Raw genomic sequence first — 25,869 nt, 5'->3', positions numbered from 1 at the left:
ATTATTTTCCCTCCTCAAAATCTCTGAAATTTCCTAACGGATAATATGGAATCATATTATCTCTAAGCCAATCCAACGCTTTTACAGGAGTCAGTCCCCAGTTAGTAGGACATGATGACAATACTTCAACTATTGCAAAGCCTTCACCTTTTATCTGACATTCAAATGCTCTTTTTATTGCTTTTTTAGCTTTTCTTACGTTAGCAGGTGTATCAACTGAAACTCTTTCAACAAATTTAGCTCCGTTTATTGTTGCCAGCATCTCTGCAATTCTTATAGGTCTTCCGCAAAGATCTTCATCTCTTCCAAGAGGAGATGTAGTAGTTTTCTGACCTACCAAAGTCGTAGGTGCCATCTGGCCGCCTGTCATGCCGTAAATAGCGTTATTTACAAATATTGTAGTTATTTTTTCTGCTCTGTGAGCCGCATGTACTATTTCTGCTGACCCTATTGATGCAAGGTCGCCATCTCCTTGGTACGTAAATACAACCTTGTCTGGAAGAGCTCTTTTAATTCCTGTAGCTACTGCAGGAGCTCTTCCGTGTGCAGCTTCCTGCATATCACAGTTAAAATAATTATAAGCAAGAACTGAGCATCCAACAGGAGCAACGCCTATGGCTTCACCCAGCACTCCCAATTCTACTAATGTTTCCGCAACTAATTTATGAATAACACCGTGGGTGCAACCTGGACAGTAATGAAACGGAACATCTGTCAAGCCTTTTGATTTTTCATATACAATTGTCATTATTTTGTACCTCCTGCTATTTTTTCAATATCCGCCAGAATACTAGCCGGTGTAGGAACCATACCGCCCTGTGTTCCATTGAAATAAACAGGTAATTTTCCAGCGATACCGATTTTAACATCGTCAACCATCTGGCCGGCACTCATTTCCACTGTCAATATACCCTTAGCATTATTTCCTATAGTATTGAATACATCATACGGGAATGGCCACAAAGTTATCGGTCTTATAATTCCTACTTTTATCCCTTTTTGTTCAGCCTGCTTCATAGCTGTTTTAACTATTCTTGAAGTAGTTCCGTATGCAACCAGCACAACTTCGGCTTCTTCTAATCCGTATGCTTCATACATTACTTCATTTTCTTCCATTAATTTATATTTTTTCTCAAGGTTAGAATTGTGGATTTGAAGAGCTTCTGCCTGTAAGTAAAGTGAGTTAATAATGTTTGGCTTTCTTTCTTCTTTAGTACCTGTAGTTGCCCATTCCTTAGGAGGAAGATCAACTTTTTTAGGTTCTTTAAATTCAACAGCCTCCATTATCTGACCTATCATACCGTCTGCGCATATAAGAACTGGATTTCTGTAATAATCCGCTTTATCAAAACCCATTATAATTAAATCAACTATCTCCTGGATGCTGGCAGGTGCATAGCAAAGTGTACGATAATCGCCGTTTCCACCGCCTCTTGTTGACTGGAAGTAGTCTGCCTGACCTGGTTGAATACTTCCAAGACCAGGGCCGCCTCTCATCATGTTTACAATAACGCATGGTATTTCAGCACCAGCCGCATACGTAATTCCTTCTTGCTTCAATGATATTCCCGGGCTTGAAGAAGCTGTCATACATCTCGCACCTGCTCCTCCTGCTCCATAAACCATATTTATAGCAGCAATTTCACTTTCTGCCTGTAAAAATACTCCTCCGGCCTCCGGCAATGCTTTTGACATATATTCTGGGATTTCACTTGAAGGAGTAATTGGATATCCAAAAAAATATTTGCAGCCTGCTTTTATAGCTGCAGCTCCAACAGCCTCATTACCTTTCATTAATACTTTAGACATAATCTACCTCCACTATTATAATCTTTCTACTGTTATTACTGAATCAGGACACATAATTGCACAGCTGCCGCAAGCAATACATTTCTCTTGGTCAACTACATGAGCAGGGCAATATCCTTTTCCATTAATTTTATCTTTGTTCAATTCGATAATTTTTACCGGACATACCGTTACACACAATTCGCAACCCTTGCATGCATCCTCATTAAATGTAACTTTTCCTTTTGCCATTATAATACCTCCATTCTCAACTCATCCATTCTTCCCTCATATAAAGATTTATGGGGAACAATTTTTCTAATATTTCTTTGTTTTTTATATCAGCTGCTGCCTTGTTGATAACAACTTCATATCTAATGGGAATATCTGTTTCCCATGATACTTTCTCTGTTAATTCATGACCAAACTCAACATCTTCTGCCGTTGTTTCCTTCAGCATATGCGTATTGTTAATTAATCCAGTCACTTTCAATTTTGACGTTGCTTCTATTAAGCGTAAATATTTCAATGCACCTTCAACAGTGCTCGTCTCGGGCCTGTTTCCATTTATTACGAAAAACATATCATAATCAGTGCTCTTAATTTGATCTGAGTACCTTGCAAGAACTCTCGCACCTACAGGATCCCCCCCAACGTCAAGTATAGACTTTTCATTTGGATTCAATATTACACCTGTTAATTCTGCTGGTAACGCAGGTATATCAATTGCAGTATTTTTTATGCTTGAATCAAATACCTTAACTCCGATTTTTTCGAAAAAATCTCTTTTTTCTCTAGATCTGAAGTAAGGGTTTACTATGTCCAAATCGGCGATGCTCACATTTTCATATTGCTCTTTCATTTTTACTGCATAGTTAACAGAAAATTCAGACTTACCGCTTCCATAGTGACCTATTATAATAACTAGTCTCTTATCCAGCATATTATCCCTCCCTTCGGTCATACACTATTTGTATTCCTTAGCAGATTCTTCGTGGTTCAATACTCTGAGCCCTCCCTGAGCTAAAGCTAAAAGCTCGTCCTCACCGGGATAAGCAATTACTTCTGATATGAATTTAACTTTTTTCTCAATCATATCTACAAAGTATTTATCGTAGGCTATTCCTCCTGTAATCAGAATTGCATCAACCTCACCATCAAGAACTACTGCATATTCTCCTATGGCCTTTGCAACCTGGTATGCCATTGATCCATATACCAGCTCTGCCTTCTTATCTCCTGCCTGTGCTTTATCACTTACATCCTTTGCACTGTTAGTGCCAAGATATGCGCTGAGACCGCCTTTTCCAACAAGCATCTTTTTTATTTCTTTCTGTGTATATTTCCCGCTGAAGCACGCGTTAATTAGCTGTTCAGCCGGAAGGGAACCTGATCTTTCCGGTGAAAATGGGCCTTCTCCATTTAAAGCGTTATTAACATCAATTACCTTTCCTTTTTTGTGTGCCCCTATGGAAATTCCTCCTCCCAAGTGAGCCACAACAAAGTTCATATCTTCATATTTTTTATTAAACCTTTCAGATGCTGCTCTTCTGGCAACTGCTTTTTGATTAAGCGCATGCCATATGCTGATTCTTTCAAAATCAGGATGACCGCTGATTCTTGCAGTTTCATTAAGTTCATCCACAACTACAGGATCTACTATGAATGACGGTATTCCTACTTCGTCTGCAATAGAACGAGCTATCAAGCCTCCAAGATTTGATGCATGCTCTCCAATTGCGTTTGAAGTCAAATCTTCAACCAGTTTATCATTTACGGCGTAAGTTCCTCCCTCTATTGGTTTTAACAAACCGCCTCTTCCAACAACTGCATCCAGTGATTTAAGTAATATATTATTATTTTTAAGCGCATCAACAATTAAATTTTTCCTGAATTCAAATTGTTCAGCAACTTTAGAGTATTTGCCCAGTTCCTCATTTGAATGCCTGAGCGTAGTCTCAAATACAGAGTTTTCATCATCATAAACCGCAATCTTTGTTGACGTGCTTCCTGGGTTTATTATTAATTGTTTCATACTATTCTCCTTTAAAAGATGAAACTAATACAGAAAGTGCGATTGAATTTAATTTCGCTTTATCTGAATCAGCTCTCGACGTTAACACTATAGGAGCTCTTGCTCCTAATATTATTCCTGCGTTTTCGGCATTAGCCAGATATGTCAAAGCCTTATAAAATACATTTCCTGCTTCAATATTCGGCATAAGAAGTATATCGGCGTCTCCTACTACATCACCCTTAATGCCCTTTAATTCTGCAGACTCTTTAGAAATTGCATTATCTAATGCATAGGGGCCTTCAACTATACACCCTGAAATTTTTCCTTCTTTCTGCATTTCAACAAGTTCATGTGCGTCCAAAGTCGCCTGCATTTTAGGATTTACCTTTTCTTTTGCACATATTACTGCAACCTTAGGCACTTCTGCTCCAAGAGCACGACTTAGTTTTATCGAATTTTCTATTATCTGTCTTTTATCGTCGGCATTGGGAGCTATGCTCATAGCCGCATCAGTAATAATGAAAAATTTGTGATAAGTATCAGTTGAGAAAACTGCGGCATGGCTAAGTATATTTCCTGTTCTTAGTCCTATTTCTTTGTTTAAAACAGCCTTCAAAATAATTGATGTGTCTATTAATCCTTTCATAACCACGTCGGCTTTTTTGCTGCTTACCAATGCAACTGCTTTTTTGCAAGCCTCAGGTCCATCTTTTTCATCTATTATTTCAATATTTTTTAGATCAAATTTTATTTCTTTTGATATATCAATTATTTTTTCTTTATCACCTATTAAAATAGGCTCGCAGATTTTTTCATCTACAGCTGTCTTAATCGCTTTTAAAACATCTTCATCCTGAGCAAAAGCTACTGCTATTTTTGAAGGTCCATGTGCTTCAGCATATTCTTGGGCATGTCTTATTATTTCTACAAATTTCTTCACTTTCTCACCTCGCATTAAATATTGAGCAATTTTCATGCCAACTTTGATAATCTGATAAATAAAAATGCCAATCACTGAAATTTCAATGATTGGCTTATGTGAATAATTTTACTAAAATTACATTAAAAATAACTTTGCATTAATTTGCGTGCAATTCCTTGCAACTTATGTTTTTTTTGCATTTTTTTGCAATCATTATGAAATCCCGTGCTTTTCCATTTTGTAGTAAAGGGACCTGAGTGAAATACCCAGCACCTTCGCAGTTTCTGTCTTATTTTTATTTAGTCTGAAATATACGCTTTGTATATAATCTGATTCCGCTTTTTCAATTACATTACTCAATCTGGTCAGCTTCGCTTCTTTTTCCACAACACACTGCTGAGAGCTTTGCTTCTTACTGTACAGCAGATGCGGAAGATGTTCAACCTGAATAATTCTTTCGTTAATATTCATATTGATTATAGAACGTCCGACAATGTTTTCAAGCTCTCTTACATTTCCAGGCCAGTTATAATGAATGAGAATATATAATGCATCATCTGCAATATCTTGTATGTGCCTTCCATACTCATCGTTGAATTTTACAATAAAATTTTTAATAAGTAATGGTATATCTTCTTTGCGGTCTCTCAAAGGGGGTATCACAATTGGAAGTATATTTAATCTATAAAATAAATCTTCTCTGAATTTTCCTTCTTTTACAGCTTTAATAAGATCAGCATTTGTTGCAGCAATAATTCTGACATCCACCGAAATCGGATGGTTGCTTCCGACTTTCATAATTTCTTTTTCCTGCAACACTCTAAGGAGCTTAGCCTGAGTATTCATGCTTATTTCAGATATTTCATCCAAAAATATTGTTCCTTTATCGGCTTCTTCAAAAAGGCCCTTTTTACCTCCTTTTAAAGCTCCTGTAAATGAACCTTCCTCATATCCGAAGAGCTCACTTTCAAGTAAAGTGTCTGAAAGCGCAGCACAATTTACTCTTACAAAGTTATTTTCTGACCTTTTACTTTGAGCATGTATTGAATTTGCAAAAAGTTCTTTTCCTGTTCCGCTTTCGCCTCTAAGCAATACTGTTGCAGGCACCTTTGCTGCTCTTTCTATCATTTTTTTGACTTCAAGCATTGCCGCAGATTCACCGATTATATCTTCAGGCTTATATTTGTTTGAAAGCTCTCTTAATTTTTTTTCAGCTTTGTTTAGTTTGTCTGTCAAGTCCTTAATTCCAGAAATATCATGAAGCACTGCAACGCTGCCTTTCATTGCACCGTTTACTATAATCGGTGCCGCCTGAGCTACAACAGTCTTGCCGCTAGGTCTAATTTTAAGCTTTGTGTTTTCCACAGGCTTTTTTGTGGTAAGAACCTTCATATGAAGGCTTTCTCCCTTTTCTATATCATATAATGCATCTTTACCTATAATGTCTTCTTTATCAAGTCCGGTAATTTTGGTATAAGCAGGGTTCACAAGTATGTGTTCCCCCTCTTCATTTACAACACTTATTGCATCTTGTGTCGCAAGAAGTACCGCTTCAAGCATTCCTTGATAATCCATGTTGTTAATTTCTATGTTAATATTATTCATACTCACTCCCGCTATTCTTCAGCTGTAGTTGAAGCCGGAGATTCTGTAACTTCAATACTGATTTGCCCCTGGGAAACAGATATAGTGTTAACTGTTTTTCCCGTAGTACATTCCAAATTTACATTGTTCGTGCCAGGTACAACAGTACTTAAATCCGCTGCAAGTGTCAAATCATTTTTCTTTAATTGGTTTACGACACTTACAGGTCCGACTACATTAACTGTTATTTCATGTTCAGAATCTGGTATATCTACATTAATACCTTCAGCTAAATTATTAAACTGAATTTCAGATGCTTCAAATACAAAGTCTTTCTCAACAGTCTTTTCAATAACCGCGCTAACAACAGGATTTGTATTCAAATCCAGTATAATCAAGCTCTCAGTATCAAGTATTTCCCTTGAAGATAAAATATTGTTAAACTCTCCCGTTATATCAAGCTCAGAAACTTCAAGTTCGTTTATCGTATCTAATATATCTTTTCTTGCCGCAATTTTTATTTTATCAGGCTTAACAGTAACGTCTGTAAGCTGATAACCTTCTTCGGGAGTTCCTGTTATATTTGGTACAAGTTTCACATACTTGGTAGGATAAATTGGAACTGTTACCTCAACATTGTCTATTGGCGCAGACATAAATATTTCCGTATCCGTTCCGTCGTAGACTCTGACCGGAACAGTCTTAGTAACATTGTCGGCAGCTCCTTCTATATTTACTGTCGCCACAGCCATAGTAGCTGAATTTACAACACTTCTCGGCCCTGTAATCTTGACTGATGACGGTTTTGATATAGGAAACAGCCTGTAGTAATCATCTGCCTGACTGCCTTCATACTGAACATCCACATCCATAACTTTTGAAATAATGCTTTCTATGTTGCACGCAATTTGCGAAGGATAAAAATTCGTAATTTCAAGCCCGCTTGGTCCTGAAACTTCTATTTTTGCATTTGTTATACCTTCTGAAAATCCAAGCAAATCTATATATGCCGAAAAGTCGCTGTTAGCAATATTGGTAAACTGATCGCTTGTACCTTTCACTTTTACATTCACCATAAAATGATCCTTGTCCGAATTCATCAAAACAAGGTTTGAATTTTCAAGTGCGCTTAAGTTTTTGATGGTAACGGGAATACTGTTATAATACTGTTCAAAAGGAGGATTTGTTTCAACCATTATGAACATCCACAATATTACAGAAACTACTAAACATGTTATTTGAATTAATATCTTATCGTTTTTTATTTTCATTTCTGTTTCTCCATTTATCAATAATATTTACTTTATCATTGTCCACATAAATGCCTGATAAAAGGTATTCTAATTCTTCAATTTGAATATTTCTATACAGTCTTCCTTCCACAGCGTAGGAAATATAACCTGTTTCCTCAGACACTATCAAGGCTATGGAGTCAGATTTTTCCGTCATTCCTATAGCAGCTCTGTGCCTGGTTCCTATATCTTTTGAAAGAAGATTATTTTCTGTAAGCGGCAAAAAACATCCTGCGGCTCGTATAGTATAATCCTTTATAATTACAGCACCGTCATGAAGAGGAGTATTAGGTATAAATATATTAATTAACAATCCGCTTGATATAGTTGCATTAAGCCTTGTTCCGCTTTCTACTATGTCGTTAAGCCCTATCTTCTGTTCAAAAATTATGAGAGCCCCTATTTTTTGTCTGGCCAGTGAAGATGTGGCAGATACTATTTCTTTTATAACCTGTTCTGACGTCTGAGCATTTTTTTCTAAAGCCGAAAGTGTAAATGATGTTCTCCCTATATATTCCAACGCCTTTCTAATCTCCGGCTGGAACACAACGACCAGTGCTATTACTCCAACCTGAAATGTATGCTCCAATATATACTTGACCATGTAAAGATCGAATAGTTCCGATATAGGAATCAGAGCAACTAAAAGTACAATTCCCTTAACCAGCTGTTTTGCTCTCATATCACGTATCAACATATATCCATGATACAATACATAGTAAACGAGTCCTATATCCACTATACTGTTAAATCCGATATTAGAAAATATTAATTTAATATACTCCATGACACCACATCCCCAATATAATTTATGTTATTCCACCGTATTGCTTTCCAACAGCTGCATCTGTTTGGAAGTATCACTCAATGATCTTTTCATTCTAATTTTTGTGTTTTCGTTAAGCTCTGAGCTTTCAATATATTCCATTATTGGATAAACAACATGCTCTGTTCCGCCGCCATCAGTAGTTCCTTTATATACCCATAGAGGTATGTATGTAATTTCTTTAATATTTACTTCACCGGTTTCACCATTTTTTTCAATGTTTATGTCTACAATTACTCCATCCTCGGTATATTTTGAAACCTCTTCTGATAAACCATATGGCAATAACGTTTCAACTCTTTGATTTGACAGAAAATTTCCCATTGAATATGCTACAAATTTAGTTTTTCCGCCGTATTCAAGCTTTTGTGCAGGCTGTATTACGTGGGGATGACTTCCAAGAATTATATCTACGCCTTCTTCAAACATTTTATCGGCAAGCACTTCCTGTCTTTCTGCCTGAAATCTTGAATATTCGTCTCCCCAATGCATACATGCAATTATGACATCTGCATTTTGGCTTTTTGCATAAACAATGTCTTCTGAAATCTTTGTTTCATCTATTATATTTATCATTGCATCCAGATCTGCTGAAGACATAACAGATTCCAGACCGTTTACCATTTCCGTGTAAGAAAGAAACGCAAGTTTTATACCCTTAATCTCTTTAATCAATACTCTTGTTTCAGGCTTTTCTGTATATGTCCCGATAGGATCCATACCCCTTGCACTTATCTCATTAACGGTTCTTATTACACCAGCTTTTCTTGTATCAAGGCTGTGATTATTAGCCGTTGATAAAACATCAAATCCTGCATCTTTTATTGCATCCAGCACCTCATCCGGCGCATTGAAAATAGGGTACCCTTGGTATGCATACACAGAATCTCCTGCTGTTGTTCCTTCAAAATTTGCAATTGCCAAATCAGCTGACTGAAATAATCCCTTAACGGCTTTAAAACTATTTTTAAAATCATATTTGCCTGTTTTTGAATCATATGCACCATCCAACTGAGATGGGTGAAACATAATATCGCCGGTTGCTTTAAGGTTAATTGTAACATTTGGCTTTGCTACCGGTTCAATCGGTATCTCCGGTTGAGAAACATTTGTAACATCTTCGAAATCTGCTTCTCCAATATCATTTTTTCCTTTGCTGTCCTTGCCCATGCCATTTACAACAAATGATGCTGCCAAAATACTTACAATTACAAACAGCCCCAGTGACAGCAGCCGAATTCTTTTTTTTCTACGTCTATATTTTCTGCTCATTTAATTACCTCTTTATTTATATTCCATATTTAATATTAACTTACCATGAAAGATTTTGCAATAAATTAATTATTAAAAAACACTTAAAATTAAATTACACAGGCTTCCTAGGCTTTATAAGACACTTGGGACCATATCCGATTAGATCATGCCTGTTTTCCTTTTGCAAAGCTTTTAAAACTAAGTTGTAATTCTCTCTTTTACTGTATTGCATAAGAGCACGCTGCATTCTTTTGTCTTCTCTTTCTTTAGGAACATATATACTTTCACCTGTGAGAGGATTAAAACCCGTATAATACATACAAGTTGAAAGAGTTCCCGGTGTCGGATAAAAATCCTGAACCTGTTCTGGTATATACCCCATATCTCGTATATATTCCGCAAGTTCAATGGCATCTTTAAGATGTGAACCCGGATGTGATGATATAAAATATGGAACGATATATTGTTCTTTATTAATTTTTTTGCTCTCCGCATAAAATTTTCTTACAAATTTATTATAAATATTTATCGATGGTTTTCCCATAAGTTTAAGTACAGATTCTGAAACGTGCTCAGGTGCCGTTCTCAGCTGACCACTTACATGATATTTGCATAGTTCTTTTATAAATTCGTCATTATTATCATATATCGCATAATCATATCTTATACCAGAACGAATAAAAACTTTTTTAATTCCTTTTACATTTCTTATTTTTCTGAGAAGCTCTAGATAATCACTGTGATCAACCCGAAGGTTTTTGCATTTTTCAGGACTAAGGCACTCTCTGTCTTTACACACCCCGTACTTACTCTGTTTCTTACATGCTCTGATTCTAAAATTTGCCGTTGGTCCGCCTACATCATGTATATACCCTTTGAACTCTTTATCATTCAATATCTTATCAACTTCTTTCAATATTGAATCGTGACTTCTGCCCTGCACAACTCTTCCCTGATGGAAATTCAGAGCACAAAAACTGCAGCCACCGAAACAGCCTCTCACACTGGTTATGCTGAATTTTATTTCTTTTAATGCCGGCACTCCGCCTGATTTTTTATAAATAGGGTGGCAGTCCATCATATAATTCAGGTCATAAATATCATCCAATTCCTGCATTGTCAACGGATCCATAGGTGGATTCTGCACAACATACACTGTATCATATTGTTCAACCAACGTTCTGCCTGTCTTAGAATCTGTATTTTCATATTGAATCTTAAAGCTTTTTCCAAATTTTTGCTTAGAAGAAGCTGTCTCTTCATAAGAAGGTAAGAAAATTGGATCAAATGGTCTATCTTTGTCCTTGGTTTTATATACCGTTCCGTTAATAAATGTTATTTCATTTACCGGTATTCCGGCTTCTAACGCCTCGGCAATTTGCAGTATTGATTTTTCTCCCATACCGTAAACAAGCAAATCAGCACCAGAATCCATCAGTACAGACCTCTTCATACTGTCGCTCCAATAGTCATAATGGCTTAATCTTCTTAAACTTGCCTCAATGCCGCCTATAATTATAGGTACATGCTTATATGCCTCTCTAATGCGATTCGAATATACTGTTACTGCCCTATCCGGTCTCAGCCCGGACTTACCTCCCGGCGAATATGCATCAGTACTTCTTTTTTTCTTAAAGGAGGTGTAATGATTCACCATTGAATCAATGTTACCGGAATTAACCAAAAAACCCAGTCTAGGTTCGCCAAGCTTTTTAAAAGAATTAATATCTTTCCAGTCAGGCTGAGCAATTATTCCTACCTTATAGCTGTATCTCTCCAATAATCTGGATATAATTCCTGTAGCGAAAGAAGAATGATCTACATATGCATCACCTGTCACAAAGACAAAATCGCACTGAGCCCACCCTCTTTTATTCATATCTTCTATGCTTATTGGTAAAAAATCCATTTTCCCTCCGTATCTTTTATTATGTTTGTTAACCTCATTATACCATTATATATATTTTTTACAAAGTACAAATACAGTAACTCTCCGCATAAAAATAAACAGGAGAGCACTCCTGTTTATCCATTATATTGCACAACTTATTCAGCAATAACTTCTACAGTATCTCCATTAGAAAGTCCGGCAGCATTTCCCTCTTCAACATCAAGGTGCATATCAAGTGCATATGTATCACTAACTCTGATTAATACATTATCAAATGTTACACCTCTGGGACCTCCAGCCTTTACCTTAACAATATCTTTATCTTTTAAGCCATACTTTTCTGCATCTGTAGTATGCATATGAATATGTCTTGCAGCAGCAATTACTCCTCTTTCCAATACAACTTCACCTTTTGGTCCTACTAGTTTGATTCCTGGAGTACCTTCAGTTTTACCTGAATCTCTTACAGGAAGATTTTTTAAACCAAGAGTGAAACCATCTGAAAGAGACAGCTCTACCTGAGATTCTTTTCTTGCAGGTCCGAGAATTCTAACTCCGCTTATTGTCCTTTTCGGTCCCACTAAATCAACTTTCTCATCGCATGCAAATTGTCCAGGCTGGCTTAAATCTTTTATAGGTGTTAATTCATGATCCGCTCCGAATAATATATCTATATGCTCCTTTGTAAGATGAACATGTTTGTTTGACAACCCTACTGTAACTTTAAAATTCATTATTATCCTCCATAATTTATATTTCCAATAAAAATTATATTATATTTTGAAGGTTTTATCAATGGTTAAATTTTATTTTTTGCACATCTTAATTCCCGGTTTCCTTAGAAATATACTTGACCCATATCATATAGAGCCCGCTTACTACCGTCAACAAAATAAAATAGTATGAAATATATATAGAGATGGTATTGTTAGGCATAGCTGCTGATGTTATATAGAAAAAAACCGCCGCAAATACATAAACAATTATCTTTTTATTATCAAAAACATTATTTTTAAGTTTGCTTTTTTTCTTTACAAATGATTTTTCTTCATATATTTTTTTAGAAAAGTATTCTTTTCCGGGAAGTATACCCGCCTCATCCATCATATTGAACAAAGCGTTCGAATCTATTATTTCTATGTGAAGTTTATCTTCGAATTTTTCTAATAATTTTTTGGCTTCCTCATTGATTTCAACGGTCGTCACAAGATATCCAATTTTAATGCTGCTGCTGCACATAAAAGAAATCATACTTCTTACATCTGTTTTCTCAAGTTCTGTTCCTTGGTAAAGTTTATAAATTTTTATGCAATTTATCAGACCGTCTTTTTCCGCAAGAAACATATGCCTCCCTTTTTTAATAAAATTTCTGCAGCCTTTTTTTTCAAATAAAAAACCTATAAGCATCCCAAAATCATCATTGTTTATTTCCTCAATTTTTTTCCTGAAATGTTCAGTTTTCAGCCTATAAATTAACTTTTCCTCACCTTCGCGCCTCTTTCTTGTTATATTCAGCTTATTGACAAGAGTAAAAATCAAAAAAACTTCTGCTGCTATTAAAATTGAAAACTTCAAATCTGAAGTTATAAAAAAAATTACTAAAAGAACAATCATGCTGAGCAATACTTTGTACAATACCAAATCAGCCCTGTAACTGAAATAGTTTCTTGTTCCTATAGCTTCACTTATGTACCCTTTTTTTATTTTATTTTTCTCTTCCATAAAAAATCACCTCTTAGAAATTATTTCCAAAAAAGGTGATTTTATACCACTATATTCCGTTTACTGCTTCCTCAAGCTTATCAAGGTGTTTAATTGGGAAATATGCAAGCAGTTCTTTAAACTGTTCAACAGTAAGCCCTTGTGCATGAGTGTATAATTTTATTTTTTCATCTAAACTTGCATTTATAAATTCTTGTTTAAGTTCTTCAAATTTTTTCTCCATGTTTCTCCTTTTCATCATTTATGGTATTTTAAGCCGCAGGTGAAATAATACAAAGCAATTCTGTTTCTTCTTCTGACGGATTAAATAATTTATGAGGCACATTTGAACAAATATAAATACTGTCACCTTCCTCAACTATTTCATTGTAATCAATGAAATTAACAATCAATTTTCCTTTTATTATTATTACACATTTATCAGAATCTATTATGGAAAAATTATCATTATCCCACATGCCGGGTCTTAAAGAATATCTGTAAATATTCATCTTTATCTTGCTTTTATATTCTTCTGTAATAGGAACAATATATTCAAGTTCGCTGTCATTTGCAGGAATTTTTAATTTTTGCCTGTCTTCTTTCCTTGTAACAACAACGCTGTTGCTGTCGTCAAGGAAATAGTACGGAGAAACATTCAGTACTTCGCAAATCTTCTTCAGCGCTGTTAATGATGGTTCAATTAAATTTCTTTCTACTTGTGATATATAACTTGCTGTAAAACCTGATTTTACTGATAGTTCTTCAATTGTCATTCTATTAAATTTTCTTAATTTCCTTACTTTATTACCGTCCATTTACATACTCCGAATAAAATTTGTATGAAGATATTACTCCAATTTGCAAAAATAGTCAATAAAATTTTAAACGGATAAAACATAATTATATCTGTTTTTCAACATCATTGATTTTATTAAAGCACTTTAACGGCAAACTTCATTGCATGTCTCCAAAAATCAATACCAGCTGTTATAATCTATTCCCTGAAAAGTTGCATCATTATTGTACATTGACAAAGATGCCCATCGGCTGCACGCATCTTTAAAATTACTTTCATCTACCTTTTCATTGCCTTTTATGTGGATATATGATACCAAGTTATTTGTAAGTAAATCATATGCGTTGATGCGATGCAAATTTTCATCATATTTAAAATACAAATTATTCATTGTATATTCCATTACATGCCTCCTCAATACATTTTTTATTCTCTTATAAAGTATTTTCCTAATTATTATTTAATATTCACCTTTTTAACATATACCTTGTGTTGGAATAATACTCTAACTTAAGGAAAACATATAAATGAGTTTTAAAAAAATACAAGGAGGTGAAATAATGAGCAAGGGTAACGGCAGAAATACAAAAAAAGGAATGGGCAATGGATTTGATAATTTTAAAGGAACAAGCAATGGTGTTTCGTCAAGCATTGAAGACCGATTGAATGATCTTAATTCGTACCCGAGGAAACCAAATTCGCTTGATAACAAAGCTGGAAACTTCAAATATACAAATCCCTCAAACAAGGATATAAAAGAATTTAAAAATAAAATTAAATAAATAAAAGCCGGAAATTTCCGGCTTTTCACTTTTTATTAGTTATTTTTAATTTAAAACACATATAATATTAATAGTATTAAATTAATATCAGGGGGTAGAGATGGCACACTCAAGCAATCCATATCGAGTCAGGAACAGGCTCTGCAATAAATCAAACGCCATTCCAGACGAAACAGGTACATTAGACATTACTGTTTATCACAAAGATTTAGTAGAACCATTGTCTAATGCATTGGTAAAAGTGTATAAAATATCTGTTTCTGGCCAATACGGCGAAGTTGGTGAAGGACGGCTGGTTCATCAGGCAATAACAGACAGCTCAGGAAAAATCCCTCCGGTCAAGTTATCTGCAGTCAATGAACTTATGGATGATAATTATAGCTTTTATTCTATAGCGATTCATCATCCAACACACCACAGCGCTTATATTTTTAATGTTGAAATATTCCCGGACGTAGCAACAAAATACGATGTGTCACTTAAATTTATGTACAATAATGAGGACTTTTTTGAGTTTATTATGCAGCCTAGGAAATCTCAAACAATGTAGAATGTAGATTAATCAAAGAATATTTAGATGAATTTACGATGTATGCAGCCACATAATAACTAGATCAGCCATTCACCAAGCAGCGATCCCATAAGAGTAACCGCTGTCTTGGCAGTTTGATTTTTAGTATCAATTATAGGATTTACTTCAACAAATTCTGCACTTACGAGCTGTTCCGACAAGGCAATCATTTCAAGAGCTAAGTGGCTTTCTCTTAAAGTAAGTCCTCCAGGAACTCTTGTTCCTGTACCATGCACATAGGTAGGGTCTATACTATCCATATCAAAACTAACATGTATTCCGTCCGTACCGTTACCTGCAATTTTAATAGCTCTTTCTATAATATCCGCCATTCCGTAACGATCAATTTCATGCATGGTAAATACTGTAATACCAAGTTTTTTTAATATTTTTCTTTCTCCCTGATCCAGATCCCTGCACCCGATAAAAACAATCTTATCCGCCATAAGTTTAGAATCATTTCCTCCTATTGACGTCAATGATTCATGCCCGATTCCAAGGCTCACAGCAACCGGCATACCATGTATATTTCCTGTTGGAGATGTTTCCTCGGTATTTATGTCTCCATGGGCATCAAACCAAATCACACCAAGATTTTTCTTATTCTGCAGCACTCCAGCAATAGTACCTATGGCAATGCTGTGGTCTCCTCCGAGCACAAGCGGAAATCTGCCTTCGACCATTACCTCAGACACTTTGTTACAAAGTTCTGTGTTTACTCTTGCAACTTCTTCCAAGTATCTGAGCTTAATACCGTCAGATAACGGACTTACCGGCTTATTAGCAAGTATATCTCCTTCATCTTTAACGTCATAGCCTATGGCAGTCAGTCTTTCTGTAACTCCTGCATAACGTATTGCTGCCGGCCCGAGACTTACTCCCGGAGTTCCCGCACCTAAATCAATTGATACTCCAATTATTGAAATTTTAGAATTTATTGATGATTTCATACTTCCTCCTTTTATAATCTATTACACTATGCATATTAGTCTGTTCCTATAAAAAGATTTTAATCGAATATTTTTATACTATATTCAAAATTAAAATTATGAAAATGCGCGCAGTGTTACAACTACAAGTTCCGGGCGATTAAATATGCGAAGCGGGAAAATGCTGTTTCCAAGTCCTCTGCTCACTGACATCGATGTTATTCCATCTGTAATTATTCCCTCTGAATATTTAGGAAAAAAGCCCTGGTTTGGAGATAGTATTCCTCCTAAAAACGGCAACCTTATCTGTCCGCCGTGTGCATGACCTGCAAATACAAAATCTATTCCTGCCCTTTTGTATAAACTGAAATATTCTGGCCTGTGGGAAAGAAGAATATTAAAATCCGTCAATGACTGTTGCAATAATTTATTTACGCTATCCTCCATATATGACACATTAATCTCAGCTCCATAACCCTTCATATAAAAATTAATTGCAGGATCAGCCGTCCCCATAATACCAATTGCTGATTTTTGTCTGTTTATAGCGACATATGAACCATCCATAATTTTTACATTCAAATCACTTAATGTTTGCTGCAATTTATTGTAATGTTCCGACATCTGCTCATGATTTCCCGTTACATAGTACACAGGAGCAGTTTTCACAATCTCCCTTAAAAAAACTGCTCCTGCCCCAACATCTGTTCTTCTTCTGTCTATCAGATCTCCGGTTATTACTATTATATCCGGTTTTATTTTAAATATGGCATCGTCTAGCCTTCCTCTAAAGTTTTTGTTGTGCAGGTCGGAAATATGAAGAATCTTAAATCCATCAAATTCTTTCGGCAGATTTTTTTTAATGATACTGTGTCTAGTTACTTCCAAAGCATTATTCTGCCATACAAAAAAGAAAACAGATGCCGCTATTGCAGCAATTATTTGATATGCTTTCATACGCCTATTTTACTCCGAAGAATCTTCTTCCCTAACTGGTTTTAAAAGCTCTCTGGCTAATTCTGACATATGTGTAGGCACATATATGTCTATACCGTATAAATTCACTCCCGTATATATCTCCATTATCTCCCCGCTACCCTTTGATTTCTTCAGGACAGGTATACCATACGACGTAAGTTTTGAAGCAATTATTTCTGCCTCAATCGTATTGAGGTTTGAAGCAAGTAATTCTTCTTTATTATCATCAACATTATCATTAATCATGGCATTCTCCTAATTAATTACTTTACTACTTTACTTAATTATATCAGATAAAATATAATATTACCATAAAAATCCTTTGCATACTGCCTTTTATTACAAATAAAAAAAGGCCGAGCTACATTAATTTTATCAAAAATTAAAAGCTCAAGCCTCCTAATTTTAATTATTTGCCTGTCTAGGAATTTTAACAGCTTTTGAAACAGACTTCCAAACAGCTTGTGCAAGGTAAAAGTCAACCATGCTGTGAACCACCGTTCCGACACCTACCAGAATGATAACAGACATTACAAAACCCTTAGCATAATATCCTGCGCTCATACCGTTGCCGAAATAAAATGGAATTACTGCAACAATTTCGCTGAATCCATGGATCACTGCTATTACAAATGAATAAACCAGAGAATTCTTAAAAGAATTTAAGGTATTCGGAAATCTTTTCAAATATAATGCCCCCGCCAATGCAAAAACAATATGAGACGCTGCACGAAATACTACCACTATTGGAAAACCCGCGAGCAAAAAACCTACTGAAGTACCTATTGCAACAGCCGCAGCTGTTATCGGAGAAATAAACATTGCAATAAAAATTGCAACATGACTGGCAAGAGTAAACGATGCCGGTTCCATAGTTATTTTAATTGGAGAGATTATAGGTATTAATATTCCAATTGCACATAAAAGTGCTGCTGTTACAGTTGAATTAAGACTATTATTTCTGTTCATATACATTTCCTTTCGTTGTCTGTCTTGTCATGTGTCTTGACACTAATTGATATTATTATAGCCTTCTGCATTGGAAATGTCAATATGAAATTATTCTTCAAAAATAATGCCGTCTTTCTTTAATGATTCTATTATTCTGTCCCTTGCTTCTTTGTCTTTGCACTTGATTCTGTGAAGATGTACACCTTTCGTAAGTCTCATGAGCGGCTGAGTATCATTGCATAATATCTTTTTCAGAAATTCGTCTGCTTCATATCTTGTGGAAATTCTAAGCTCTCCGGAAATTTCACCGTATACGGCGTGCTCTACTGTTACATCGAGGATTGTACCTCCATTGTCTACGACAGCATACAATTCATCGCGCATATTTCCCTCATTGTGACAGCATGCAACGGTAAATATAAAATCCTTTTCTTCCTTTGCACAATCAAGTACGTATCCTCTGGGGGTTGCAGATATTTCTAATCCTGATGCTCGCATAAGAGCTATATCTCCCACAATAACCTGCCTGCTGACCGAATATTTTTTTGCAAGAGCAGTAGCTGTTATCGGAGAAGAATTTTTGCTTAACACATCCTGTATTTTTTTTCTTCTTTCTTCAGATGTCATATACTCACCACCATATATAATAAAATCCCGTCAGAAATTACTCTTACAGGATTTCGTTCTTATTTTAAAAATCGGAGTGAAAGGATTTGAACCTTCGGCCTCATGGTCCCGAACCATGCGCGATACCAAGCTTCGCTACACCCCGAAAACATTACTATTATATATCAAGCAAGGTTGTTTGTCAATTTATTTTTATTGTTTTTAAGGCTATTAATTAGAAGCTAATTTTTACTCTTGCTAATACAGCATACTCTGCAAAACATCATTTATATAAGTAATAAAGGCGGAAAATATATGATGTTTTGTATTACACCTTTCCTTATCATATAAAATTTATGAATTGAAACTAATATAATTATTTTCCTATTCCGTTCTCTCGGGCATAGAAAAAAAGATACTGCTGAGCGTAGCCTGAGAATTCCCCAAATTTGTTTTCAGCAAATTTTCTTATATCGACATCTTTTGTAGTTTTGTCTACATACAAAGTTTGCATCACCCTTCTAACCCAAACATCAACAGGAAATGTATCAAATTGTCTCATTGAAAATAAAAGTACACAATTTGCAACCTTGTCCCCTATTCCTGCATAGGTTTTAAGGTAAGCCAGCCCCTCATCATATGATGTATTTTTTATATTGTAAACAATATCTCTTTCATTCAAAAATCTTTCTGCAGCCTCCTTAATCCTCGGTGATCTGAAGCCCGCCTTGCATTCCTGTATTTTTTCTACTTCAGCTTTTGACAACTGCTCTGCATCGGGAAAGCTGAAGTAATCCCTTCCTCTGTAGTTTCCAATATAATTTCCAAAAGCCGCGCTCAAATTCTCTATAACCTTTTTAATCATCGGAATTCTATTATTTGCTGAAATCATAAATGAAACCATGGTTTCCCATTCGTCCTGATTCAAAATTCTTATACCGTATCCGAATTTTATCGCTTCGGACATAATTTCATCTGTGTCTACACGTTTTTTTATTTCTGCATAATCGGTTTTTAGATCAAAATATTCTTCAATAAGGTCAATATCGCTTTCAGTAACATTGTTAATAATAACATCCGAATCATTCTGTTCAACATTTATAACCTTGTTTTGAATCACTCCCGTATATGTTCCATCCTCTTCTCTGTTCCACCTGAAGCATTGTCCGCACTCAAAAATATGTTTAATATTAAAATCTCTCACATCACTGAGTATTAATTTGTTTTTTTTGTAATCTATATTCATCTTGGTCCCCTCTAAAGCTTTTCAATAAAGCTACCGTGTCCGTAATTTCTTGCTTCTTCCATGCTATCTTCCGCATCTTCCAGCTTATCTTGCATCTCAAGTATTCTGCTTTTAAAATAATATCCAATTGAAATTCTATAATCATTTCCCGCTGCTTCTATCAAATTGTTGAAAAATTCTCTGCACTTGGATATATTTCCATTGTAGAAGTCAGAAACCGCATAAATCAATTCAATAGTTATCTTGTTATAATCCCTGCTGTAATATTTGTCAATGGTAGCTCTTACATCATCCAGCACTTCATTTGCCTTTTCAATACTGCCGTTAAAATACATACTTAAAAGCATGTTATGATAATATATTACCTGCCAGTTTGGAGGTATTTTAGTTACTTGCTCGGTCAAAATGTCTATAGCTTCGCTAAATTCTCCGGCATAAAAAAGTCCGGTTGTTTTCTGAATAAGATTAATGTTCTTTTCCTTTTCGCTCAGCATTCTCATAAGCAGTTTATCAACTTCGGCGATGTATTTTTCAGGATTTTTTTCGATGTATAAAAGTCTCTTGAATAAATTTACCTGTTTTTCCAAAACACTTTTTCTCCTGATCGTATAAGCAAAAACAATTGCCAGGACTACCAGTATTAAATACATATCTTCTCCTCATTATTGTACGGAAAATTTTTCTATAAAACTTCCCTTCCCGTACTCCATTGCTTTTTTAAAATTTTCATCAGAATCTTCTAAATTCTTTTCCTTTTTTTCGATCATGCCCAAAAAATAATACCCAAAAGATTTTCTGTAGTCATTGGCTCCCGTTTCAGCCAAGTGAGTAAAATACTTTTTAGAAGCTTTCCCATTGTAAAATTCAGATACCGAATATACTATATCTATAAATTCTTTGTAATATTCATTTTTCCTGAATTCTTCAAATATAGGCTTTGCCTCCTTGAACTTTTCGTTTGCTTTATTCTTATCTTTTTTGAAGTAATACGCCAGCACCATGTTCTGATAATATATTGGTAACCAATTTTTTGGAGCATTATTGAATTTTTCCAGCTCATTGATTACTTCATCGAACCTTCCGGCGTATAAAAGGCCTGTTGTTTTTTGAATTGTATTTATAACGATATTCTTTTCTGTCTGTTTTTTTAAAAGAATATTGTTCATTTCTTCGATGTATTTTTCAGGTTCCTTTCTTGCATACAAAATATCGTTTAAATAGTTAACCTCTTTTATTTGCTTTTTAATTTTTACAAAAACAAATACTAACAACAGCACTGTTACGACCATTGCATATTGCATGGATTTTCTCCTTTAAATATATTTATCTATCAAAGTTTTAATTTAGACAAAGCATCTGCCAGAGCGGTATTCAATACTTCGTCTTGTTTTTTGTTTTGCTTTGACATATATTTTGCTGCATCTTTTTTAGAAATTGATGTTTTCTCTTTTTCTTTTCTTTTATTAAATGCAGTCAACTTTTCTCTGTAACCGCACTTGCACACAAAAATCTTACCTTCTCCTTCTCCCTTAAGCTCAAGTTTTTTGTGGCAGTTTGGGCATCTTGCGTTTGTTATTTGAGAGATTCCTTTTCTATATCCACACTCTCTGTTTTGGCACACGAGCATCGTTCCTTTTTTCCCGTTCACCTCAAGCAGATAACTTCCGCACTCGGGACACTTTTCTCTTGTTTCATTATCGTGTACAAATGTTTTGCTGCTTGTTTTAATATCTTTGATTATCTTATTTGTATAATCGATCATTTCTCTGATAAAATCATTTTTGTCAGTGTGACCTTTAGAAATATCCGTCAATTTTTGCTCCCATTCAGCTGTAAGAACCGGAGATTTCAGCTCCTGCGGAGCAAGGTCAAGGAGCTGCCTCCCCTTAGAAGTTGTATGGATATATTTATCCTTCTTTTCTATTACAAAACTGTTGAACAGCTTATCAATTATGTCTGCTCTTGTTGCAACTGTTCCGAGACCTCCTGTCATTCCAATGGTTTTTTTCAGATCCCTGTCAGCATTTTTCATGAATTTTATTGGATTTTCCATAGCAGACAACAGAGTTGCTTCTGTAAACATTGCAGGAGGCTTAGTTTCACCAGTTGTTTTCTTCAGAGATGCAGCTCTTATCTGCACTCCATTTTTAAGGCTGTTTAATTTTTCAAGAGTGTAATCCTCAAGAATTTCATCATCTTCATAATTACCATAGACTTCCTTCCACCCTGCTGACAATGTTATTCTGCCTTCGGAGGTAAAAACCTCATTTTCAATTTTCCCTTTTATTGAGATTTTTTCATATTCAAATGGTTTCGAAAGCACAGCAAAAAATCTTTTAACGACCAGATCATATATCTTTCTTTCTCTATCTGAAAAATTCGCCAAAAATACAGGCTGCTCAGTAGGTATAATTGCATGGTGATCAGAAACTTTTCCGTTATTTACAAAATTTTTATTCCCTTTAATTGCGTTAGAAGCTATTTTAAATCCTATTTTTGAATAAGGTCCTACGCTGCAAGCCCTCACCCTGTCTTTTAAAGTTTCAACTACATCTTCAGTTAGATACCTCGAATCGGTTCTTGGATACGTAAGCACTTTATGTCTCTCATATAGTAACTGCATTGTGTTTAACGTTTCCTTTGCCGAAAAATTATACATGTTGTTGGCATCTCTTTGAAGCTCAGTTAAGTCATACAGCAATGGAGCCTGCTTAAAAGATTTTTTTCGGGATATATCAGTAATTTCAATTTTTTTATTTGAAATTTTGCTAATTATTTTATCGCATTTTTCAGCGTTAAACGTTTTTGTATCATTGTTTTTATCGTGCCATTTAAATTTAAATCCTCCAGCCGACAGTTCTATACCGTAAAATTTCGAGGGTTTAAATTCTCGTATTTCATCTTCCATAGCTGCGATCATGGCAATTGTCGGGGTTTGCACTCTTCCACAGGATAGCTGAGCATTATATTTCGACGTCAATGCTCTTGTAGCATTAATTCCAACAATCCAGTCAGCTTCTGCACGCGCTTCTGCTGATTTATATAAATTATCGTACTGTGCAGCATCTCTTAATCCGCTGAAACCGTCCTTTATTGCTTTGTCAGTTACTGAAGAAATCCAAAGCCTCTTAATAGGTTTTCTCACTTCGGCTTTTTCAATAATCCATCTTGCAACAAGTTCTCCTTCTCTTCCTGCATCAGTTGCAATTACAATTTGTGTTATATCTTTTCTCAGCATAAGACTTTTTACTACACCAAACTGTTTCCTGGTTTTTTTAATCACTTCTGTTCGCATTCTTCGCGGAATGATAGGAAGATGCTCTAGCTCCCATCGAGCATATTTTGAATCATAGCTTTCAGGATCAGCCAGCGTTACAAGATGCCCCAGTGCCCATGTTACGATGTATTCCTTGCCTTCAACATAACCGTTTGAACTTTTGTTACATTTTAAAACTTTTCCTATATCCTTCCCAACAGAAGGTTTTTCTGCCAATACTAAAATCATCTTACTTTTCCTTTGTTTTTGATAAATATTATTGTAACACATTATTGTAAATTTAAAAATATATATTTAAAAATAACTCATCACAAAAAATCAAAAAGAAACCTTTTACGGTTTCTCAAATTTTGCAACAAAACTTTTATATCTTATTTTTATATCTTATATTATTCCTCAAAATCATCTTCATTATCTTCATTATCTTCAACATCTCTTTTTCTGTTGTTTTCTGTCTTTATATGTTCTAATTTTGTAACAGATACTTCATATGCTGTCTTCGTTTCATAGGTATCGTTTTCACATTTTTTCTGATATTTCCTGCTCTGAATTCTTCCCCATATTTTTATATGGTCTCCAACCTCTAACTTTTCACAGTACCTAGCATTTCTCCCCCACGCTATGCATGGTATATAGTCTGATTTGTTATATGACCTGTTAACAGCAATCAGCATATCTGTAATTTCTCTGCCGAAAGGCGTAGTTCTGAATTTTGTTTCTTTGCAGAGATATCCATTAAGAAAAACTTCATTTGGGTGCCTTATTAGTTCTTCAAATTCGTCACCGGGTAGCAGTATATCTCTTACAAATACTCTAAGAAGAAGTTTATTGCTTGTTTCTTCATATCTGTTATAGGATCTGAATTGACCGTCAATAACAATGAAATTTCCGGGACTCATGTCAATATCATTTATCAGCCTTTCAGATATTATAACAGGCAGCAAATCCTTGGTGTCGCTTAATCTAGGTACTTCCATAGAAAATTCGTAGAACTTTTCTCCGAATACTTCGTGGCTGAATTCCAAATTACTGTTTATTTTTCCGACAATCCTTATATAGTTTGACTGCATCTGTTTATCGTTCATATTTACTTTTTCCCCCTATAATTTGTCTTATATATACCATACTATTCATTGCAATTTAATATATGCTTTATATAATAAAAAAAATTGCTGTTGACAATTACTTTGCACCACATTAATACGGTTTAAGAAAATGTATTGAAGTTTAGTTTTTTATGTTATATAATAATTTGAGTAAATTTGGATTTGTAAGAAACGAAAGGACGGTAATACGTTTTATGAAATTAGGAATAGTAGGGCTTCCAAACGTAGGCAAAAGTACATTGTTTAATGCAATAACTTCAGCAGGAGCTGAATCTGCAAATTATCCATTTTGTACAATTGAGCCCAATGTTGGTGTAGTGGAAGTTCCAGATAAAAGATTGAACTTTTTAACTAAAATGAGCAATTCAGGAAAAACGGTTCCTGCAGTTATAGAATTTTTTGATATAGCCGGGCTTGTGAAAGGAGCCAGCAAAGGCGAGGGGCTTGGAAACAAATTTCTTTCACATATCAGAGAAGTTGAGGCTATAGTCCATGTTGTAAGATGCTTTGATGATGAAAATGTAATACATGTGGAAAGTTCAGTAAACCCAATAAGAGATATAGAAATAATTGAGCTTGAGCTTGTGCTGGCAGATCTGGAAGTGATGGCAAAAAGACTTGAAAGGCTAAGCAAGCTGGTTAAAAATGACAAATCGCTTCTACCTGAGCTTGAGCTTGTAAAGAAAATAGTAAGTGCGCTGGAAAATGAAAAGCAAGCAAGATTCTTAGATTATACAGATGAAGAGCTGAAACTGCTTAAAACCTTTAATCTGATTACTGCTAAGCCTGTACTTTATGCTGCAAATGTTGATGAAGACTACCTTTCAGACCCTTCAGAAAACAAATATGTTGAAGATGTAAAAAAACACGCTGCCCAAGATAACTCAGAAGTTATTACTGTTTGCGGAAAAATAGAAGAAGAAATTTCAGTTCTGGAAGATGATGAAAAAATTGAGTTTCTCCAAGAGCTGGGGCTTGAAGAATCAGGACTCGATAAACTAATAAGAGCAAGTTATAAGCTTCTAGGATTGATTAGCTTTTTTACAACAGGTCCCATGGAGTCCAAAGCTTGGACAATTATAGACGGAACCAAAGCTCCACAGGCAGCCGGAAAAATTCATTCCGATATAGAAAGAGGATTTATCCGTGCAGAAGTAACCTCATATGAGGATGCCGAAAAATATGGAACCATGCAGGTTGTTAAAGAAAAAGGTCTGATGCGCCTGGAAGGAAAGGAATATACTGTACAAGACGGAGACATCATCCTATTTAGGTTTAATGTATAGACAAAAAATTATAAAAAGAGTTTGAGTTCAGTTTAGCCCAAACTCTTTTTTATAAACTTAGGG

Annotated in this window: 29 protein-coding genes and 1 tRNA gene; 3 read left to right on the top strand and 27 right to left on the bottom strand. The window is 35.1% G+C overall.

What is annotated here, in order from left to right; all coding sequences use genetic code 11:
• Position 1: 1 nt before the first annotated feature.
• The 16 genes from ACS3UD_RS04625 to ACS3UD_RS04550 all read right to left on the bottom strand — a co-directional run bounded on the left by ACS3UD_RS04625 (position 2) and on the right by ACS3UD_RS04550 (position 14,477).
• Entirely contained in the window at positions 2-748 is a 747-nt protein-coding gene (locus ACS3UD_RS04625) for a thiamine pyrophosphate-dependent enzyme (RefSeq protein WP_308137595.1), read from the bottom strand.
• Positions 748-1,809 carry a 3-methyl-2-oxobutanoate dehydrogenase subunit VorB gene (locus tag ACS3UD_RS04620; RefSeq protein ID WP_308137596.1) on the bottom strand — a complete coding sequence of 354 codons (1,062 nt, stop codon included), beginning with the start codon at positions 1,807-1,809 and terminating at the stop codon, positions 748-750. The genes ACS3UD_RS04625 and ACS3UD_RS04620 overlap by 1 nt, the downstream gene beginning before the upstream one ends.
• A 15-nt stretch (positions 1,810-1,824) precedes the next feature.
• Positions 1,825-2,040: a 4Fe-4S binding protein gene (locus ACS3UD_RS04615; protein WP_308137597.1), complete on the bottom strand. Its 216-nt coding sequence runs from the start codon at positions 2,038-2,040 to the stop codon at positions 1,825-1,827.
• Between the two features lie 16 nt (positions 2,041-2,056).
• A complete protein-coding gene (locus ACS3UD_RS04610; RefSeq protein ID WP_308137598.1) occupies positions 2,057-2,731 on the bottom strand; it encodes an ATP-binding protein in 675 nt (224 codons plus the stop codon).
• A 24-nt stretch (positions 2,732-2,755) separates the two neighbouring features.
• Positions 2,756-3,823: a butyrate kinase gene (buk, locus tag ACS3UD_RS04605; RefSeq protein ID WP_308137599.1), complete on the bottom strand. Its 1,068-nt coding sequence runs from the start codon at positions 3,821-3,823 to the stop codon at positions 2,756-2,758.
• Position 3,824: 1 nt separating this feature from the next.
• Positions 3,825-4,745, bottom strand: coding sequence for a phosphate butyryltransferase (locus ACS3UD_RS04600; RefSeq protein WP_308137600.1), 921 nt, complete (start codon positions 4,743-4,745; stop codon positions 3,825-3,827).
• A gap of 195 nt (positions 4,746-4,940) precedes the next feature.
• On the bottom strand, positions 4,941-6,332 hold the full coding sequence (locus ACS3UD_RS04595; protein ID WP_308137601.1) for a sigma-54 interaction domain-containing protein: 1,392 nt from the start codon (positions 6,330-6,332) through the stop codon (positions 4,941-4,943).
• Between the two features lie 11 nt (positions 6,333-6,343).
• Complete coding sequence (locus ACS3UD_RS04590) at positions 6,344-7,582, bottom strand: CdaR family protein (RefSeq protein ID WP_308137602.1); 1,239 nt, start codon at positions 7,580-7,582, stop codon at positions 6,344-6,346.
• Positions 7,563-8,390, bottom strand: coding sequence for a diadenylate cyclase CdaA (gene cdaA, locus ACS3UD_RS04585; RefSeq protein WP_308137603.1), 828 nt, complete (start codon positions 8,388-8,390; stop codon positions 7,563-7,565). The genes ACS3UD_RS04590 and cdaA overlap by 20 nt, the downstream gene beginning before the upstream one ends.
• A gap of 27 nt (positions 8,391-8,417) precedes the next feature.
• Complete coding sequence (locus ACS3UD_RS04580; RefSeq protein WP_308137604.1) at positions 8,418-9,701, bottom strand: CapA family protein; 1,284 nt, start codon at positions 9,699-9,701, stop codon at positions 8,418-8,420.
• A gap of 94 nt (positions 9,702-9,795) precedes the next feature.
• The gene (locus ACS3UD_RS04575) at positions 9,796-11,592 is read right to left on the bottom strand and encodes a YgiQ family radical SAM protein (RefSeq protein WP_308137605.1); all 1,797 of its coding nucleotides are present in this window, start codon (positions 11,590-11,592) and stop codon (positions 9,796-9,798) included.
• Between the two features lie 137 nt (positions 11,593-11,729).
• Positions 11,730-12,308 carry a phosphate propanoyltransferase gene (gene pduL / locus ACS3UD_RS04570; protein WP_308137606.1) on the bottom strand — a complete coding sequence of 193 codons (579 nt, stop codon included), beginning with the start codon at positions 12,306-12,308 and terminating at the stop codon, positions 11,730-11,732.
• An 88-nt stretch (positions 12,309-12,396) separates the two neighbouring features.
• Entirely contained in the window at positions 12,397-13,296 is a 900-nt protein-coding gene (locus tag ACS3UD_RS04565) for a restriction endonuclease (protein ID WP_308137607.1), read from the bottom strand.
• Positions 13,297-13,345: 49 nt separating this feature from the next.
• A complete protein-coding gene (locus ACS3UD_RS04560) occupies positions 13,346-13,519 on the bottom strand; it encodes a hypothetical protein (RefSeq protein WP_213926436.1) in 174 nt (57 codons plus the stop codon).
• Between the two features lie 28 nt (positions 13,520-13,547).
• Entirely contained in the window at positions 13,548-14,093 is a 546-nt protein-coding gene (locus ACS3UD_RS04555) for an XRE family transcriptional regulator (RefSeq protein WP_308137608.1), read from the bottom strand.
• Positions 14,094-14,252: 159 nt separating this feature from the next.
• Positions 14,253-14,477, bottom strand: coding sequence for a hypothetical protein (locus tag ACS3UD_RS04550; protein ID WP_213926438.1), 225 nt, complete (start codon positions 14,475-14,477; stop codon positions 14,253-14,255).
• 157 nt (positions 14,478-14,634) lie between these two features.
• Between ACS3UD_RS04550 and ACS3UD_RS04545 the strand changes: the two genes are divergently transcribed.
• Together ACS3UD_RS04545 and ACS3UD_RS04540 are read left to right on the top strand one after the other, a co-directional pair.
• Positions 14,635-14,856 (top strand): hypothetical protein, encoded by a 222-nt coding sequence (locus tag ACS3UD_RS04545; protein WP_308137609.1) that lies wholly within the window; start codon positions 14,635-14,637, stop codon positions 14,854-14,856.
• Positions 14,857-14,956: 100 nt separating this feature from the next.
• Positions 14,957-15,406, top strand: a complete 450-nt coding sequence (locus ACS3UD_RS04540) for a hypothetical protein (RefSeq protein WP_308137610.1) — start codon at positions 14,957-14,959, stop codon at positions 15,404-15,406.
• Between the two features lie 59 nt (positions 15,407-15,465).
• Here the strand turns inward: ACS3UD_RS04540 and rocF are convergent, their stop codons facing one another.
• From rocF to ACS3UD_RS04485, 11 genes are all read right to left on the bottom strand, one after another.
• Positions 15,466-16,377, bottom strand: coding sequence for an arginase (rocF, locus tag ACS3UD_RS04535; RefSeq protein ID WP_308137611.1), 912 nt, complete (start codon positions 16,375-16,377; stop codon positions 15,466-15,468).
• A 96-nt stretch (positions 16,378-16,473) separates the two neighbouring features.
• The gene (locus tag ACS3UD_RS04530; RefSeq protein ID WP_308137612.1) at positions 16,474-17,313 is read right to left on the bottom strand and encodes a metallophosphoesterase; all 840 of its coding nucleotides are present in this window, start codon (positions 17,311-17,313) and stop codon (positions 16,474-16,476) included.
• Positions 17,314-17,322: 9 nt separating this feature from the next.
• Positions 17,323-17,580 (bottom strand): putative signal transducing protein, encoded by a 258-nt coding sequence (locus ACS3UD_RS04525; protein ID WP_308137613.1) that lies wholly within the window; start codon positions 17,578-17,580, stop codon positions 17,323-17,325.
• 159 nt (positions 17,581-17,739) lie between these two features.
• Positions 17,740-18,303 (bottom strand): hypothetical protein, encoded by a 564-nt coding sequence (locus ACS3UD_RS04520; RefSeq protein ID WP_308137614.1) that lies wholly within the window; start codon positions 18,301-18,303, stop codon positions 17,740-17,742.
• Between the two features lie 90 nt (positions 18,304-18,393).
• Positions 18,394-18,912, bottom strand: a complete 519-nt coding sequence (locus ACS3UD_RS04515) for a transcription repressor NadR (protein ID WP_308137615.1) — start codon at positions 18,910-18,912, stop codon at positions 18,394-18,396.
• A 71-nt stretch (positions 18,913-18,983) separates the two neighbouring features.
• Positions 18,984-19,057 (bottom strand) — tRNA-Pro (locus ACS3UD_RS04510).
• 210 nt (positions 19,058-19,267) lie between these two features.
• Positions 19,268-20,137, bottom strand: a complete 870-nt coding sequence (locus tag ACS3UD_RS04505) for a DNA-3-methyladenine glycosylase family protein (protein ID WP_308137616.1) — start codon at positions 20,135-20,137, stop codon at positions 19,268-19,270.
• Between the two features lie 11 nt (positions 20,138-20,148).
• On the bottom strand, positions 20,149-20,787 hold the full coding sequence (locus ACS3UD_RS04500) for a hypothetical protein (RefSeq protein ID WP_308137617.1): 639 nt from the start codon (positions 20,785-20,787) through the stop codon (positions 20,149-20,151).
• Between the two features lie 12 nt (positions 20,788-20,799).
• Positions 20,800-21,438, bottom strand: a complete 639-nt coding sequence (locus ACS3UD_RS04495) for a hypothetical protein (RefSeq protein WP_308137618.1) — start codon at positions 21,436-21,438, stop codon at positions 20,800-20,802.
• Between the two features lie 29 nt (positions 21,439-21,467).
• Complete coding sequence (locus ACS3UD_RS04490; protein ID WP_308137619.1) at positions 21,468-23,642, bottom strand: DNA topoisomerase III; 2,175 nt, start codon at positions 23,640-23,642, stop codon at positions 21,468-21,470.
• Positions 23,643-23,803: 161 nt separating this feature from the next.
• Positions 23,804-24,499 (bottom strand): single-stranded DNA-binding protein, encoded by a 696-nt coding sequence (locus tag ACS3UD_RS04485; protein WP_308137620.1) that lies wholly within the window; start codon positions 24,497-24,499, stop codon positions 23,804-23,806.
• Between the two features lie 215 nt (positions 24,500-24,714).
• On the opposite strand from ACS3UD_RS04485, the gene ychF reads away from it, so the two are divergent.
• Positions 24,715-25,806: a redox-regulated ATPase YchF gene (gene ychF, locus ACS3UD_RS04480; protein ID WP_308140118.1), complete on the top strand. Its 1,092-nt coding sequence runs from the start codon at positions 24,715-24,717 to the stop codon at positions 25,804-25,806.
• The last annotated feature ends 63 nt before the right edge of the window (positions 25,807-25,869 follow it).

The organism is Sedimentibacter sp. LTW-03 (assembly GCF_052059825.1).
Classification (GTDB): Bacteria; Bacillota; Clostridia; order Tissierellales; family Sedimentibacteraceae; genus Sedimentibacter.
This window is presented reverse-complemented; position numbering and strand designations above follow the sequence as displayed.